The sequence below is a fragment of the Pseudomonas sp. 2995-1 genome, assembly GCF_002742505.1.
GTDB lineage: Bacteria > Pseudomonadota > Gammaproteobacteria > Pseudomonadales > Pseudomonadaceae > Aquipseudomonas > Aquipseudomonas sivasensis.
The window spans coordinates 31,353-48,121 of sequence record NZ_LJSA01000530.1; the positions used below are offsets into that span (position 1 = coordinate 31,353).

General features: G+C 58.1%; 12 protein-coding genes and 1 pseudogene. 9 read left to right on the forward strand and 4 right to left on the reverse strand.

Annotated features, from left to right (window positions below; genetic code table 11):
- Positions 1-161 precede the first annotated feature (161 nt).
- Entirely contained in the window at positions 162-1,970 is a 1,809-nt protein-coding gene (locus AOA61_RS27635) for a di-heme-cytochrome C peroxidase (protein ID WP_032885994.1), read from the forward strand.
- Positions 1,967-3,133 carry a catalase family protein gene (locus AOA61_RS27640; protein ID WP_032885993.1) on the forward strand — a complete coding sequence of 389 codons (1,167 nt, stop codon included), beginning with the start codon at positions 1,967-1,969 and terminating at the stop codon, positions 3,131-3,133. The genes AOA61_RS27635 and AOA61_RS27640 overlap by 4 nt, the downstream gene beginning before the upstream one ends.
- Positions 3,134-3,399: 266 nt before the next feature.
- Here AOA61_RS27640 and AOA61_RS27645 read toward each other — a convergent pair whose 3' ends face one another.
- From AOA61_RS27645 to AOA61_RS27655, 3 genes are all read right to left on the reverse strand, one after another.
- On the reverse strand, positions 3,400-4,767 hold the full coding sequence (locus AOA61_RS27645; protein WP_099603153.1) for a glutamine synthetase family protein: 1,368 nt from the start codon (positions 4,765-4,767) through the stop codon (positions 3,400-3,402).
- Between the two features lie 69 nt (positions 4,768-4,836).
- Entirely contained in the window at positions 4,837-6,237 is a 1,401-nt protein-coding gene (locus AOA61_RS27650) for an aspartate aminotransferase family protein (RefSeq protein WP_099603154.1), read from the reverse strand.
- Positions 6,238-6,406: 169 nt separating this feature from the next.
- Positions 6,407-7,198, reverse strand: a complete 792-nt coding sequence (locus tag AOA61_RS27655; RefSeq protein WP_099603155.1) for an SDR family NAD(P)-dependent oxidoreductase — start codon at positions 7,196-7,198, stop codon at positions 6,407-6,409.
- A gap of 97 nt (positions 7,199-7,295) precedes the next feature.
- Between AOA61_RS27655 and AOA61_RS27660 the strand changes: the two genes are divergently transcribed.
- The gene (locus AOA61_RS27660) at positions 7,296-8,201 is read left to right on the forward strand and encodes a LysR family transcriptional regulator (RefSeq protein ID WP_032885989.1); all 906 of its coding nucleotides are present in this window, start codon (positions 7,296-7,298) and stop codon (positions 8,199-8,201) included.
- A gap of 22 nt (positions 8,202-8,223) precedes the next feature.
- Here the strand turns inward: AOA61_RS27660 and AOA61_RS27665 are convergent, their stop codons facing one another.
- Positions 8,224-9,114, reverse strand: coding sequence for a LysR family transcriptional regulator (locus AOA61_RS27665; RefSeq protein ID WP_032885988.1), 891 nt, complete (start codon positions 9,112-9,114; stop codon positions 8,224-8,226).
- 165 nt (positions 9,115-9,279) lie between these two features.
- On the opposite strand from AOA61_RS27665, the gene AOA61_RS27670 reads away from it, so the two are divergent.
- The 6 genes and pseudogenes from AOA61_RS27670 to AOA61_RS27695 form a co-directional block, all read left to right on the forward strand.
- Positions 9,280-10,362 (forward strand): 4-oxalomesaconate tautomerase, encoded by a 1,083-nt coding sequence (locus tag AOA61_RS27670; RefSeq protein ID WP_099603156.1) that lies wholly within the window; start codon positions 9,280-9,282, stop codon positions 10,360-10,362.
- A 43-nt stretch (positions 10,363-10,405) separates the two neighbouring features.
- Positions 10,406-11,719, forward strand: a complete 1,314-nt coding sequence (locus AOA61_RS27675) for a dicarboxylate/amino acid:cation symporter (protein ID WP_032885986.1) — start codon at positions 10,406-10,408, stop codon at positions 11,717-11,719.
- Between the two features lie 135 nt (positions 11,720-11,854).
- Positions 11,855-13,159 (forward strand): CitMHS family transporter, encoded by a 1,305-nt coding sequence (locus AOA61_RS27680; RefSeq protein ID WP_032885984.1) that lies wholly within the window; start codon positions 11,855-11,857, stop codon positions 13,157-13,159.
- Between the two features lie 91 nt (positions 13,160-13,250).
- Positions 13,251-14,501, forward strand: coding sequence for an OprD family porin (locus AOA61_RS27685; RefSeq protein WP_099603157.1), 1,251 nt, complete (start codon positions 13,251-13,253; stop codon positions 14,499-14,501).
- A gap of 62 nt (positions 14,502-14,563) precedes the next feature.
- Positions 14,564-16,234 (forward strand): methyl-accepting chemotaxis protein, encoded by a 1,671-nt coding sequence (locus tag AOA61_RS27690; RefSeq protein WP_099603158.1) that lies wholly within the window; start codon positions 14,564-14,566, stop codon positions 16,232-16,234.
- A gap of 72 nt (positions 16,235-16,306) precedes the next feature.
- Positions 16,307-16,456 (forward strand): annotated as a pseudogene (locus tag AOA61_RS27695) (AAA family ATPase); the annotation flags it as partial.
- Positions 16,457-16,769 lie beyond the last annotated feature (313 nt).

Sequence of the window (16,769 nt, forward strand, 5' to 3'; positions counted from 1 at the left end):
GAGCAGGAAACTTCCGATAAGTTCACGTGTTTAAAAGCATTTTCATTCATGATGGGCGTCCGCGACGGATCGCGGGACCGCCTCTCATAAGGCTCATGGCCACTTGCCGCACTTATGGCGTAGTGGCATAACAACGCTACAACTCGACAAGGATAGTTATCTTGCGCATTTTTTCCCGTGTTTTACTCCTGATATTCGCCATTCTGGTCCTATCACTGGCCGTGGTGCTCTATTACACCGTTAACCCCAAGCTACCGAACTACGTGCCCGTGGAGCAGGTGCACTATCAGGATCAATGGAGCGCCGCCGACCGCCAGACCTATTACTTCACGCCCCAAGGCACCCAGGTAAAAGGCCTGCATTACGACTGGTTCACCGCCCTGGAGCTGCCGTTCTCCGAGGGACGTTTTGCCACGCCAGAGTACCTGGCGCGCTTCGGTTTCCTTGTGGATCCCAAGCAAGTGCCCACCGCGCAAAACCCCGGCAACCTGCCGGTAGGTTTTGCCCGACATAAAAACGCGGGCAGCAACGTTGAGTACTTGGACATCACCTGCGCCGCCTGCCACACCGGCGAGCTGCACTTCAAGGGTCAGGCCCTGCGGATTGACGGCGGCTCGGCACAGCATGTGCTGCCTTCAAGCGTGCCGACACTACGCGGCGGCAGCTTTGGCCAGGCCTTGGTCGCCAGCCTTGCAGCGACTTATTACAACCCATGGAAATTCGAACGCTTCGCCCGTCAGGTGCTGGGTGATCGTTACGACGCCGAACACAGCCAACTGCGCCAGGACTTCAAGCAGTCGCTGAACAAGTTCCTAAAAGTCGCCTGGAACGATACACACCGCGGCCTCTACCCCACCGAAGAAGGGCCGGGCCGTACCGACGCGTTTGGCCGCATTGCCAATGCCAGCTTCGGCGATGCCATATCCCCGGAAAATTATCGCGTCGCCAACGCACCTGTGGACTACCCACAGCTGTGGGATATCTGGACCTTCGACTGGGTGCAATGGAACGGCTCGGCCCAGCAACCGATGGCACGGAATATCGGCGAAGCCCTCGGTGTGGGGGCGACCCTGACGTTTTTCGATGGCGCAGGCCAACCGCTTCAAGGCGATGCGCGTTACCCGTCCAGCGTACGAGTGCGCGACCTCCACCTGATCGAAGAAACCCTGCAACGCCTCAAACCGCCCACCTGGCCCGAAGAATTGTTCGGGCCTATCGACAAGCCCCTCGCCGCTCAGGGCCGCGCGCTGTTCGCCGAGAACTGCGCCGGCTGCCACGTGCCCACCGTCAGCCAGGAAGGTGGCCGCCCTGTGCAGACACTGAAAATGCTGCCGGTGGACTACATCGGTACCGACCCCGGCACCGCCACCAACATCGCAGACCAGCGCTATGACCTCAGCGCCCTGCAATGGGACCCTGCGGAGCTGTCCAAGCTGAATGTCCAATTACACCCGACGCCAACCGAACCCCTGGACCTGAAAAAAATGTCCGTGGCCAAGGGCCTGGCGTACGTCACCGCCTTCGTCGAAGACCACGCTTACCGCGCCGCCGGTGTCACACCGGCCGAACGCCCGCGCCTGGATGGTTTTGGCCTTCCGATTGGCGTGCGCGAGCTGCGTGCCTACAAGGCCCGTCCACTGGCGGGCGTGTGGGCCACCCCGCCATTCCTGCATAACGGTTCGGTGCCGACGATCTACCAATTGCTCTCGCCTCAGGACGAGCGCAGCACCACGTTCTATAAAGGCACCTTCGACTACGACCCTCGCCATCTCGGCTTCGAGACTGCGGCGTTCAAGAATGCTTTTCTGTTCGATACCAAAATTACCGGCAACCACAACAGCGGCCACGAATTCCGTGCAGGCGCTCGTGGCAAAGGCGTCATCGGCCGTGGCCTGCAGCCGCAGGAACGCTGGGCGCTGCTGGAATACCTCAAAGTGCTGGGCGGCCCGCTGGAGCAACAATTGCCATGATGATTCGATCTCGATACGACCAACCGTCCCTGCTCGCCCGCCTGTGGCTGCGCATTGGTAGGTTTCTCGGCAAGACCCTGTTGTGGCTGGTCGGACTGGGCTTGCTCGGCTGGCTGGCCGCTACCGCCTGGTATGCCTGGCAGCACAGCGGGCCGGTGTCGCCGGATGAACACGTCCCGGCAGGTGAAGCCGCGATGACTCAGGGCATCATCCAGACGGCAGTGCGCATCGTTGACCAGCACCGCGAAGGCACGCGCTACCTGCGCGATGCCCATGCCAAGGCCCACGGCTGCGTGAAGGCCGAAGTCAGCGTACTGGCGGATCTCGACCCGGCATTACGCCAGGGTGTATTCGCCGAACCGGGCAAGACCTGGCAGGCCATGATGCGGTTATCCAACGGCAACGCCTACCCGCAGTTCGACAGCATTCGCGATGCACGGGGCATGGCGCTCAAGCTGTTGGACGTGCCGGGCAAACAACTGCTGGCCGACCAGCAGACCCGCACGGAACAGGACTTCGTGATGTTTAGCCATCCGAACTTCTTTGTCAGCGATGTGGCGGAATACGCGCAGAACATCGGCGCCCAGGCCGATGGCAAAAAAGTCTTGGCGTTCTTCCCCAAGGCTGACCCACGCACTTGGCAGGTGCGTCATCTATTTATCGCCCTGGCAACCCTGGCACCGGCCCCGGCAAGCCCGACGCAAACTACGTATTTCTCGGTATCGCCCTACAAGTTCGGCGCGGCGAATGCCAAGTTCCGCGTGGCGCCAGACCCGCAGAGCTGCCCGGAATACGTCCTGCCCAAACAGAACCAGGACCTGCCGAACTTCCTGCGCAGCGCCCTGAGCCAGCAGTTGTCCACGGACCGCGTCCCGGCGTGTTTCGTGTTGCAGATCCAGCGGCAGAACCCGCAGAAATTCATGCCGATCGAAGACACCAGCATCGAGTGGAAAGAAAGCGATGCGCCCTACGAGAGCGTGGCCAAGGTGCGAATCCCGGCTCAGGACTTCGATACACCCGAACAGAACCTGGCGTGTGACAACCAGTCGTTCAACCCGTGGTTCGGCGTGGAAGAACACCGCCCTATCGGTGGTATCAACCGCTTGCGCAAGGCGGTGTACGAGGCCGTCAGCGATTACCGCCACAGCCGCAACGCCCCGTAAAGAGTGCGTAATAATGGGCCCGGCGTCGTAAGGATTGCGTCGGGTCTATTGAGGCGCTTTCGCCGTAACTCTACCGTGGACGCCTACTCCATCACGTAGGACGCCCATCGTGGAAAACTCAACCCTAGGCATGATCGTGCTGACCATAATCGCTGTGTTCGGCACTGCCTCTTTTTGCTTCGAACACTTGGCCACGCGCCAGCCACGCAAGAAAAAGGTCAGGTAGCCTCAGCGGTCCGTTCCAAGGCGTCCCGACGGGTCGACATTCATGCGTGAGTGAGGTACCAGCGCCAGTCCTGCTCTCCGACTTCAGCATTGAATTGACGGAACTCGCGCCACTTGATCGCCAGGAACACCTTCAGGAATTCAGCGCCCAGCGCCTCACGTGCCCAGGTTGAGCGTTGCAGTGCCTGCAACGCTGTCAGCCAGTCGGTGGGTAGAAAATCGGTCGCCTGTTCATAGCCATTCCCCACAATCGCCGCGCCGGGATCGCTTTGATGAGTGATGCCGTGGTGAATACCCGCCAGTAACGCGGCAGCGGCGAGATAGGGGTTGGCATCGGCACCGCAAATGCGGTGTTCGATGTGCCGACTGATGGCAGGGCCGCCGGGCACGCGGAACGACACCGTACGGTTGTTGACGCCCCAACTTTTAGCCAGCGGCGCGTAACTACCGGTCTGGAAGCGTCGATAGGAATTGGCATGGGGGCAAAATATCGCCAGCGAGTCAAACAAGGTCTCCATCATCCCGCCGATGGAGTGCCGCAACAGTGGCGTACCCTGTGGGTCTTCACTCGCATACAGGTTATTCCCGTGCTCGTCGGCCAGGCTGACGTGCAGGTGCATACCGCTGCCGGCCTGATCGCTGAATGGCTTGGCCATGAAGCACGCTTGCAGCCCATGTTTGTTGGCCACCCCCTTGACCAGGCGTTTGTAACGTACGCCTTCATCAATGGCCTGGAGTGCGTCGAAACGATGCTCCAGCGTCAACTCGACCTGGCCTGGCGCGTACTCGGATATCGCCGTACGTACCGGCAACCCCTGCAGCGCGCACGCCGCGTAGAGGTCATCAAGAAACGGTTGAAGCTGCTCCAGCTCGTATACGCCATAGACCTGTGGAGCAACAGGGCGTACGCCATTGGTCTGCAACGCCGGCTGCGGCCGACCGTTGACGTCGCGTTGTCGGTCCAGCAGGTAGAACTCCAACTCAACGGCCATGACCGGATGGAATCCATCGGCTTTCAGCCGCTCGATGGTGTTCACCAGTATGTGGCGCGGGTCCGCTGGTGCGGCGGGAATACCTTGGGTCGGGTGCATGCTCACCTGCACTTGACCGGTGGGGTTGGTGCGCCAGGGTTGCAAGGTCAGGCTTCCCGCCAAGGGGTACGTCCAACAATCGGCGTCAGCAACATCCCAGACCAAGCCTGTGTCTTCTACGTCTTCACCCTGCACGGTCAAGGCGAGAATGGAACTTGGCAATGGCCGACCATTTTCGTAGATCGCCAGCAGTTCGTCGCGATGCAACAGTTTGCCCCGTGGAACGCCATTCGCGTCGATAAGGAACAACTCGATGCTCAGCACTTCAGGGTGGGCGGCCAGATAATCTACGGCCTCTTTTTTATCCGCGAATTGCATGTCAAACCTCTTAGCGCTTATTCAAGCGACTGGCAGTATTTAAGAACAATGGCGTTTTCAGACGTGCAGTTATGAAGCGATAACCCGCGCGCCAGGTAGGGCAAGCAGGGTGGTCAGCGCGTTATCCAACTCAGCGATCAGCCTGTCGATATCCGCATCACTTGTTTGCGGACAGCACAGGGTCATGTTGTGAAAAGGCGTGATCAGGATTCCGCGGTTGATGAGATAAAGATGCAGCGCCATTTGAAGGCTGTCATGAAAAGCCGCCTCGGCTTGCGCGCCTGTTCTTGGCGAGGTAGCACAGAATTGAAACTCACAACGCGCGCCCAACTCTGTGACAGACCAGTTCAGTTGGTGCCGCTTGAACAACCCTCGAAATCCCTGGGCCAGCCTTGAGGCCAGGGGCAACATGTGCTCGTATGCAGACTCTGTCATGACCTCTTCAAGACTGACGCGCATGCAACGCATCGCCAGGGCATTGGCGGACAGCGTCGTTCCCATGCCACTGTGGCCATGCCCGCCGCTCTCCTCGCTGATGGTCTTCTGGACGTCGCGCATAGCCGAGGCGACTGGCTCGCTAACGCCAAACACCGCGCAAGGCACCCCACCTGCAATGGGTTTACCCACCACGAAAAAGTCGGGTTTCAAATCCCACTGGCGAGTGCATCCACCGAGGCCGGTGGAAATAGTGTGGGTCTCATCAATGACCAACAGGCTGCCATATTTAAGGGTCAGCTCACGGCACTTTTGCATGAACCCCGGATCCGGCAGGACCATGCCAATGTTCGTCATCGCCGGCTCGCACATCAGCGCGCACACATCGCCCTGGGCTAACGCCGCCTCCAGTGCGGCGACATCGTTGAAGGGGATGGATCGACTGTATTGGCTCAAGTCGTAGGCTTGGCCGACAAGACCTGAACGGTGCACTGTTTTGCCGTCGCGGTAGCGCACCATCACGTCATCCACGGTGCCGTGGTAGCAGCCATCGAACACCAGCAAGACGTTGCGCTGGGTGATCGCGCGCGCCCAGCGCAGCACATACCGGTTGGCGTCAGTCGCATTGGCGGTCACTTGCCAGTAAGGCAGCTCGAATCGCCGAGCCAGCAACTCGCCGCAGACCACCGCGTCTTCGCCCGGCAGCATCGTGGTCAAGCCATTATTCGCCTGCTCGGTTATGGCGCGGACAATAGGATCAGGTGAATGGCCAAACATCGTGCCGGTGTCGCCAAGGCAAAAGTCTACGTATTCATGCCCGTCAACGTCGGTGAAGCGCGCACCTTTTGCACGCTGTACGAAGAGCGGCGAAGGCATCGACCAGTCGCTCATCCAGTGCATGGGCACACCGTTGAACAGATTCGCCTTGGCGCGCTCGGCCAGCGCCAGTGAAGTTGGGTTGTTTTCTATAAACCGGGCACGCTCGGAGGCGGTAAAAGCAGCAATCGCTGATTCACTAATTCCACTTTTCGACATGATCAATACCCTATGTTAATTATCAACTTAATTAAAAGTCCGTTGCTGAATGACAGCCGGATACGGCTCAAAGAACTCAACGGTTCTTTGATACATCGCGCTTTTATAAATCTCGGTTATAGCCCCCCGCCCAATATCGTGGATTGAGCGCGCTGGAGCGTATTCAAACTTAATAATCGCCGTGAGGGGCTTTGTTCTCGACCAGACAGTTACCGCCATCCACCACGAGGACTTCCCCAGTGATGTAACTGGCGTCAGGCGATGCCAGAAATGCAACCGCCGCCGCCACTTCGCGGGGGCTGCCTGCGCGCCCAATCGGGGTGAAGCGCCCCGCCTCGGCTTCAGCGGGCGTGGTTGAGCCCGTGGTGATCCAGCCGGGGGCCACGCTGTTGACGGTAATCCCCTGCTTGGCGACTTCAAGCGCAAGCCCCATGTTCATGCCCACCATCGCTGCCTTGGCGGCGCTATAAGCGGCTTCCCCCGGATTGCTCCCTCGGGTGCCCGTGGTGGAACTGATATTGACAATGCGCCCGTAACTTCTCGCCCTCATACCGGGCAAAACGGCCCGTGTCAGAAGAAAAGCGGTCGTTAAGTTTCTGGCCAGTGAAAGATTCCACTCATGCAGTTCCATCGTTGCCAATTCCGAGAAAACTTCAGGGCTTCCTTGCATGGCCATACCGGCATTGTTCACCAGAATATCGACCCGCCCCCAGACTGACGCGGCCCATAGGCCGAATTCACGCACCTGACGTTCATCGGTGAGGTCAGTTGCCCGGCCTTCAACTTCAAACCCTTCTGCGAGTAACTCTTGAACTCGATCCTCGATGCGGTTGCTGCTAGCGGTGATGATCAATCTCGCGCCCGCTGCACCCAGCCTGCGTGCGATCGCCATACCAATACCCGCTTCACTTCCGGCACCACTGATAAGTGCCACTTGCCCCCTCAAATCAGTATTTAACATGGTGTTCCCCACGTACTTAACTTGTAATAGAAGTGGAAATTAGGCTAATAAATCTGATAAATAAAGACGATCATCATCAGAAAATCTGACAACCACCATGGCGTTTACCAGTGAGTCACTGAAAGTTTTCCTTGCGGTTGTCGACAGCGGCTCCTTTTCTGCCGCCGCACGCAAATTGGGCCGGGTACCCTCGGCCATCAACATGGCGGTGTCGCAGCTTGAAGCAGAGCTGGATTTATTGCTTTTTGACCGATCAACCCGCAAAGCCATTCCTACGGCCGCCGCCAAAGCACTTGAGCCCCAGGCACGACAGGTCGCCAGCCAGCTAAACCTGCTGGACGCCCATGCTCTCCAGCTTCATCAAGGGTTGGAGGAGCGCCTGGTCCTTGCGATGGCGCCGGAGTTGCAAACAGGCGTATGGAATCGTCCGCTGTCCATTATCGCCAGCGAGTTCCCCACGCTTGAAATCGAGATTCGCTCCGCGTCCCATCCGGAGGCGATGCGCATGCTCCATGAGGGACGTGTGCAATTGGCGCTTGGATTTGAACGACCAGGGCTCGACGAGCGGGAGACGTTTCTTGAGGCGGGAAGCCAGTTGCTGGTGGCCGTTGCCTCTCCTGATCATCCTGCCGCCGCCGGTAAGAAAAGCCCCTTAAGTGAAGAGCAACTGGTCAACGTTCGGCAGATCATCGTGGCTACTGGAGGACCTACCGACTCTGATCCACGTGTTGTGCTGTCACGGCGCATTTGGCACAGCGACAATTACCTGGCAACGCTGGACCTGGTGCAGCAAGGATTGGGCTGGGCTTATCTTCCACAGCCGCTGGTACAACCCTTGATCACTTCGGGTGCATTGACGGAGGTGGTGTTTGACTACATGCCAAGTCAGATGCGGTTATGGGTCGATATCATCTGGGTAAAGAACCGCCCCCTGGGGCTGGCAGCGAGTCGCTACCTGAGCCTGATGCGCAAGATTGCCGAGGGCGAGCCGCGTCGTGTTTGAGAAAAAATACTCGCCGTATGGCTCATTGCGGCCACTGCTCAAGCAGTATCGAGACGAATTTTTCCGCTGCCGGCGAGAGCGATGCCCCGCGGCGGTAGACCAGGCCCAATGAGCGGTTTACCACTGGCTCAATCAACGGGACGCTGACCAAAGTGGGATGATCTTCCGCCGGCATGGCTAGGCTCGGCATCGCCGAAACCCCCAGTCCAGCCTCCACCAGCCCCAGCGAAGTAGAGAGGTGCTGGACTTCGTAGAACCATTGCGGCCGCCAACTCAAGCCAGACAGCGCGTGATCGAGCAGCATCCGGTTACCGCTCAGGCGCCCTACCCCGATAAGACGGTAATCGCTCAATTCAGACCAGGTGACCGAACTGCGTCCGGCCAATTCATGATCACGCCGGCACGCCAATACAAAAGGTTCGCTGACCAATGGGACGAACTCAATGTCCGGATGCTGCCCACTCATCATATTGATACCGAAGTCGGCTTCCCCGCGCAGTACTGCTTCAAGCCCCTCATTGGCACTCAAATCCAGCAGACGGATGCGTATTTTTGGATAGCGCTCGTTATACAGGCGGATCACTGAGGGCAAAAAATAGAATGCGGCAGTAGGGATGCACGCCAGGGTGACACGGCCAATCTGGCGTTCGGCCAATTCACGGATATTGAGAATCGACTCATCGAAGTCGTCCAGCAACCGACGTGCCTTTGGAAGAAAGTCACGGCCGACGCTCGTGAGGCTGACCTTGCGCGTGGTGCGATCAAGCAATGCGGTGCCCAACCCCTCTTCCAGCTTTTTTATCCGCCGACTGAGTGCGGGTTGAGACAGGTGCAAGGCATCAGCTGCTTCGTGAAAGCTCCCAAGTTCGGCGATTTTCACGAATGATCGGATATCGTTTAGCTCATATTCCATGTCTTATCTCGTCAGCAGAAGGCGTCAAAAAGAAATTCAGCGTAAATTTATCATTCGCAAAACGCAATAATCGCTTCAATTTTTGCATTTGAAACATTTTTTAAAGCTTGAGACTCTTGCTCCAAGAACATCAATTACACCGATTGATCAACAAGAGTCAGTGTCATGCAAAGAATTCCCTGTGTGCTGATGCGTGGTGGTACCTCAAAAGGTCCGGTTTTTCTCGACTGGGACTTGCCCGCAGCCGTTGAGGCCCGTGACGAACTGCTACTCAACCTGATGGGCTCCGGCCATGAACTGGAGATCGACGGAATTGGCGGTGGCAATCCGCAAACCAGCAAGGTTGCGATTGTCAGCCCTTCGCTGCACCCGGATGCGGACGTTGATTACTTGTTCGTTCAAGTGATGGTTTCACAACGCCGGGTCGACAGCGCACCCAACTGCGGCAACATGCTGTGCGCGGTTGGCCCGTTCGCCATCGAACAGGGTCTGGTCAAAGCTACCCAAGAGCGCACTCGTGTGCGTATTCGCAACGTAAACACCGGCACGTTCATCCATTCCGAGGTGTACACACCGAATGGCAAAGTCAGTTATGAGGGTGATACCGCCATTGATGGCGTGCCCGGTACCGCGGCGCCGGTGCAATTGACCTTCCTGGATGCAGCCGGCAGCAAGACTGGCAAACTCTTTCCCACCGGCAACACGCAAGACGTCATCGACGGCATTGCGGTGACCTGTATCGACATGGCGATGCCCATGGTGCTCGTCGAGGCCAGCCAACTGGGCAAGCGTGGCGATGAGACCCCTTCGGAACTGGACGCTGATAAAGACTTCCTGCGACGCCTTGAGACACTGCGGCTTCAGGCCGGCTTGGCCATGGGCTTAGGCGATGTCAGCAACAAGGTAATTCCCAAGCCGGTCCTGGTGTCGCCTGCGAAAGCCGGCGGTACGATTCAGGTTCGCTATTTCATGCCACACAGCTGCCACCGCGCGCTGGCCATTACGGGCTCGATTGGTTTAGCGACCGCGTGCGTGATAGAGGGCAGCATCGTCGCGCAGATGCTCGGCGGGATCAGTACGCCGCGCCTTGAAGCGGTGCGTATCGAACACCCGAGCGGCGGAATTGATGTCGTATTGTCCTACACCGGCGTCAACGGTGAGACAATTCAAGCGTCCGTCGTACGCACCGCGCGCAGGCTTTTTTCCGGTTACGTCTACGCCACTGACTCTCAGCGCCTCGCCGGATAATTCCGGCGGTCGTTGGCATTTTTGCATCCGCACAATTCTAAAAATGGGTGATGCCATGAAAGTTGTTAAATCGCTCTACTTCCAGATTCTCTGCGCCGTGGTGCTCGGCATCGTGGTCGGGCATTTCTGGGCCCAGCAGGCCATTGCACTCAAACCGCTGGGTGACGCGTTCATCAAACTTATCAAGATGATGATTGCCCCCGTGGTGTTCTGCACCATCGTCACCGGTATCGCCGGGATGAGCGACAAACGCTCGCTCGGACGCCTGCTCGGCAAAACCATGCTGCTGTTCTTCGTCCTGACGGTGATCAGCCTATTGATTGGCCTGGTCGCGGTGTACGTGTTCCAGCCGGGCGCCGGCATGAACATTGATCCCACCCAGTTGAGCACTAAAGGATTGGCCCAATACACGGAGTCGGCCGCAAAGCTTGGGGTTGTGGAGTTTTTCATGCACATCATTCCCGAGACTTTTATCGGCGCCTTCAGTAAAGGTGAGGTGTTGCCGGTGCTGTTTATTGCGGTGTTGTCCGGCTTTGCCTTGTCGTCGCTGGGCGAGCGTGGCAAACCGGTACTCGACGTGCTCGAATCCGCCTCGCAAATGGTCTTCAAGATCTTTTCTTACCTGATGCGTTTTGCACCGGTCGGCGCTTTTGGAGCCTTGGCGTTCACTGTCGGCCAGTACGGCATCACCTCGCTGGGTTCGCTGGCGAAGTTGATCATGACCTTGTACATCGCCTGCGGCTTTTTCGTCTTCGTGGTACTGGGTAGCATTTGCCGAGCCAACGGCTTCAGTCTGTGGAAACTGCTGCGCTACTTTCGGGAAGAGTTCCTGGTGGTACTCGGCACCTCTTCCACGGAACCTGTGATGCCGCGCATGCTGGAGAAACTCGAAGCACTGGGTTGCAAAAAAGGCGTCGTGGGCCTGGTACTGCCCACCGGCTACTCATTCAACCTGGACGGCACGGCCATCTACCTGTCGTTGGCGGCGATTTTCATTGCCCAGGCCTGCAACATCGACCTGAGCCTGACGCAAATCATCACCATGCTGGCGATCATGCTGTTGTCCTCCAAAGGTGCCGCCGGCGTTACTGGCAGCGGGTTCGTGGCGCTTGCCTCGACCCTGACGGTCATTCACGACATCCCCTTGGCCGGCCTGGCATTGCTGATCGGCGTTGACCGCTTCATGTCTGAAGCGCGCGCCCTGACCAGCTTGGCCAGTAACGCTGTAGCAACGGTAGTGATTTCGATGTCTGAAAATGCCTGCCACCGCGAAACGCTGAACCGGATGCTCGACGCAAAATCTTCCGAGGCACCAGGAAACGCCTGGAAAGATTTGAAGGTCGCTAAACGCGCCTAGAGAAAACCGGATAACACCTCCCCCCTGACTTGACTGACCCCCCTCCCCGCCAGGCGCCGTTGTGCCGCCCGGCGGGTCAGGGCTCGTGCGCCTCGGCGTCAGCCATTTTTACGATAACAACAAGAGAATCGTTCTATGCTCGCTTTCCTTGGCTTGGCCATGGTGGTCGTATTCACCTTCCTCATCATGACGAAACGCTTGTCGCCGATCGTCGCACTCACTGTGGTGCCTATTGTCTTCGCGGTCATAGGTGGCTTTGGCGGCACCACCGGCAAGATGATGCTAGACGGCCTGAAAATGGTCGCACCGTCTGCCGCACTGCTGTTGTTTGCCATCCTGTTCTTCGGCCTGATGATCGACGCAGGCTTGTTCGACCCGCTGATCCGCAAAATCCTGAAGCGGGTCAATGGCGACCCGATGAAGATCGCGGTAGGCACTGCCTTACTGTCGTTGTTGGTGGCTCTCGATGGCGACGGCACAACGACCTACATGATCACCTGCGCAGCGATGCTGCCGCTGTATAAACGTATCGGCATGAACCCGATGATCCTCGCGACCATCTCCATGCTGTCGCTGAGCATCATGAGTGGCATGACGCCCTGGGGCGGCCCCGCGACACGGGCTATTGCCGCGCTGGGCCTGGATGCGGGTGAATACTTCGTGCCGTTGCTGCCGACCATGATCGGCGGTGCCCTGTGGGTGATCTTCACGGCCTTCATACTGGGTCGCGCAGAGCGCAAGCGTATCGGCAACGTGCAACTGCAAAGCGGCGGCGGCGATTGCTACATCAACGCGATTCTTGAGGACACGCCCCACAAACGTCCGAAGCTGGCGTATGTCAATCTGGTGCTGGTTATAGCGGTGATGGCGGCCCTGGTGATGGGGCTGATGCATTCCGCGATCCTGTTCCTGATCGGCTTCGTGCTCGCGCTGATGATCAACTACCCGCAATTGGACATTCAGAAAGAACGCATCCTGGCGCACTCGGGCAATGCCATGACTGTGGTGTTGCTGGTATTTGCCGCCGGGATCTTTGCCGGGATCTTCTCCGGCACAAAGATGGTGGATGCCCTGGCACAGACCCTCGTCGACTGGATCCCGCCGTCCTGGGGTCACCTGTTTCCATTGGTGGTTGCCATCACCAGCATGCCGCTGACCTTTGTACTGTCCAATGACGCTTACTATTTTGGTGTGGTGCCGATCCTGGCCAATGCCGCCGCCGCTTATGGCATCGACCCGGTGGAAATCGCGCGCGCCTCGATCCTGGGGCAGCCCGTTCACCTCATGAGTCCGCTGGTGGCCTCGACCCTGTTGCTGGTGGGCATGGTCGATCGCGATATTGGCGACTTCCAGAAGGCCACCGTCAAATGGGCAGTGCTGACCTCTCTGGTCGTCACCGCGCTGGCCTTGTTGACCGGGGCCATCAGCCTGTTCACCTGATTCACCCACAACCTCTGCTGCCTTCCATCGCGCCTCACTCACGAGGCGCGTGTCGCCCTGTACCCCAAATAACAACAACGAGTCATTTGCCATGAACCATGTGTATACCCGTCGGGCTTTGTTTTGCGCGTTAGGCCTGGTACCCGTCGCAGGGGCCAACGCCGAAGGTTTTATTGATGACAGCAAACTCAAGCTGCAACTGCGTAACGTGTATTTCAACGAGAACTTTCGCGACGAGCACGGCTTGAGCGCACGGGCTGCGCGCACCGCAAAAAGCGAACGCACCGAGTGGGCCCAGGGATTTCTGCTGGACTATCAGTCCGGATTTACCGCCGGCACCCTCGGCTTCGGCGTGGATGCCCTGGGGCTGTATGGCGTAAAGCTTGATTCAGGGCGCGGTCGCAGTGGTACCGGGCTTATGCCGGTGCATGATGACGGGCGAGCGGCCGACGAGTTTGCCAGCGCCGGCGCTACCGCAAAAGTCAGGTTCGCCAAAACCACCGTCAAGTACGGCACCTTGCTGCCCAAGACACCGGTGCTGATTTACAACGATGCACGCTTATTGTCCCAGACCTACCAGGGCACCCAGGTCAGTAGCACCGACATTGAGAACCTGACCGTCACCGGAGGGCATCTGGACCGTTTCAAATTACGGGACTCCACCGACAGCGTGCCGATCGTGCCTGATGGCTACAGCGGGGAAAAATCGGGAGATTTCAATTACGCCGGGGCCGAGTACAAATGGGGTAAGAATGTTCGCCTGAGCTATTTCTACGGGGAGCTGGAGAACTTTTACCGACAGAACTTTGCCGGCATCCAGCACGACCTTCCGCTTGCCGGTGGCGTGTTGACCAGCGACCTGCGCTACTTCAACAGCGTTGATAGCGGCTCTGCCTACGCAGGCAAAATCGACAATGACATGCTCAGCGGCCAGTTGTCCTACGTGATCGCAGGCCATACCGTCGGAGGCGGCTACCAAACCCTTCGCGGTGATGCCGGTTTACCCTACATCAGCGGCGCAACTGTCTACTCGTTCAGTAATGCCGGCATCGGCAAATTCATTGAGGAGGATGAGAAGACCTGGATGCTCAACTACGGCTACAACTTCGCCGCCGTCGGCGTGCCCGGCTTGACCTTTTCAACGCGCTACCTGAGCGGCAATGACGGCAAGTCCACGACCACGGTCAAGGAATGGGAGCGTGATACCGAGCTGGCTTACGTTGTGCAAGCCGGCACGTTCAAGGGGCTGGGCGTGCGCATGCGCAACTATGTCTACCGTTCTGAGTTCTCCCGCGGCCGCGACAGCAATCGCCTCTACCTCACCTATGACATCGCCCTTTAGTAAGTCGACGATCGCGGCCCTTGCGGCCGCGTTCATACAGATTCAGGTGAGGAACCCCAAGCATGCTGTTTAAAAACAAAGTACTGATGCTGGTGCTGGCCCCGGTGGTGCTGTTGTCCACGGTGCTGGCGCTGACAACGAGCACCACTCTGCTGTCGAGCGCCGAGCAAGAAGTCACGGTGACTCGGGAACGCCTGCTTGATGAAAGCCGGGAGCGCTTGAAAGACTACGCCAACCTTGCCCGAACCTCAGTAGCGGAACTGTATGCGCAGGCAGAGACGGGGGACAAAGCAACGCGTGCGCTGGCGATCGCGCGACTGTCCCAAATGAAGTATGGGGACGACGGCTATTTCATCGGTTACGACAGTCAGGTCGTACGCATGTTTCGGGGCGACAGCCGCGAAGGCGTCGGCACTAACATGAGCGACCGCAAAGACAAGAATGGAATTTACCTGAACCGGGAAATGGTGGCCGCAGCGAAGAACGACACCCACTTCGTCAATTATTCAGGCGCCCTGATCAATACGGATAAAGTCGTTCCCAAGCTTGCTTACAGCTTTTACCTGCCTGCTTGGGACATGGTCGTGGTCACCGCGATTAACCTGGACAGTATCGAAAGCCAGGTTGCCAAAGTACGAGGGGAAATCCATCAGCGCGTGCGCAGCCTTGTCTATGGGATAACCGTCATCGCCTTGGTTGCGCTCGGAATCACCGGCGTGCTCGCCTTGTTATTGGTTAAAAGCAGCCTGCGCCCCCTGTCACGGATTCGTGAGCACCTTGATGAGATCGCAGCGGGCGAAGGCGATCTGACGCGGCGCTTACCCATCAGCCGCGACGAGTTCGGCCAGGTGGCCGTGTCGTTCAACGCCTTCGCGGATAAGATTCATGGGCTGGTCAGCCAGATCGTCGGCATGGCCCGAGAGCTGAATACATCGGTCACCCAAGTGGCCGAACAGAGCAAATGCATCGATCAGGTCATGGAACAGCAACGCCAGGAAACCGATCAGGTCGCCGCAGCAATTAATCAAATGTCATCCGCGGCGCAAGAGGTAGCCATCAGTGCTCAGAGCGCGTCAGATGCAGCAGGCGAAACCGATTTGCAGGCCCAGCACGCCAGGCAGGTCGTCAATGAAAGCATCGCCCGACTGGGCACCCTGACCGAGGACTTGTCCGCGGGAGGCGTCTCGTTGAAAAGCCTGCAAGGCGATGTAGAAGGCATTGTCACGGTGCTTGATGTCATCCGCTCGATCGCAGAGCAAACCAACCTTCTGGCACTTAATGCCGCGATCGAAGCGGCACGAGCCGGGGACGCGGGGCGCGGATTTGCAGTGGTTGCCGATGAAGTACGCGCGCTGGCAAGCCGGACGCAACTTAGTACCCAGGAAATTCAAGCGATGATCGAGCGCCTTAACCTGGCCACAACCAAGGTCGTCACTGCGATGAGCCATTCAGGCGCAGCAGGTCATGGTGCCAGCCTGCACGCGGAACAAGCCGGGCAATCGCTGGGCAAAGCGGTCGAGTTGATCGTCACTATCAATACGATGAACGCGCACATCGCCAGCGCCGCGCAAGAGCAGACGTCGGTCGCCGAAGAAATCAATCGGAGCGTCCATCAGATAGCCCACGCGATTGAAAACGTCGCAGACCAGACGCAAAGCGGCGTACACACAGTCGATGAACTGTACGCCATCGGTCATCGCCTTGAAGGCCTGTTGAGGCAATTCAAGATTTAACCGGGACGTCGGTTTGTTCAGGTTGCAACGTTGCAAGCGCTGGGCTCATTGCCCGATATCGCCACTTACCAAGTGGATCGGCTGACACACAGCTGTCCTATCGTCGAAATGGACAACGAGTCCTACCGCCTGCAACACAGCACCTTGGCCGCCCAGAGAAAGATCAAATCGTGTGAACGAAAGCGCAAGGACGAAGAGAGTATCGAGGGCGATGAGCCGTTTGAACTGCACCGTAGACCGCGTTCAGCAGGCCTGCATGCGGTGGGGCCAGATGAGTTTTCAGCGAAGACACTGCTGCTAAGGTCATCCACAATTATTGGGACAACGATCAGCAATCGGCCGTGGGTCAATTTTCAAGTGGCTGGAGGTGGAATCCAGTGGATTCCAGAAACGAAAAAAGCGGCACAAGGCCGCTATTTCCGTGGCTTCCAGGCGCTCAGTGGGCCTTAGTGGAAGCAAATATGGCGCAGCGGACGGGACTCGAACCCGCGACCCCCGGCGTGACAGGCCGGTATTCTAACCGACTGAACTACCG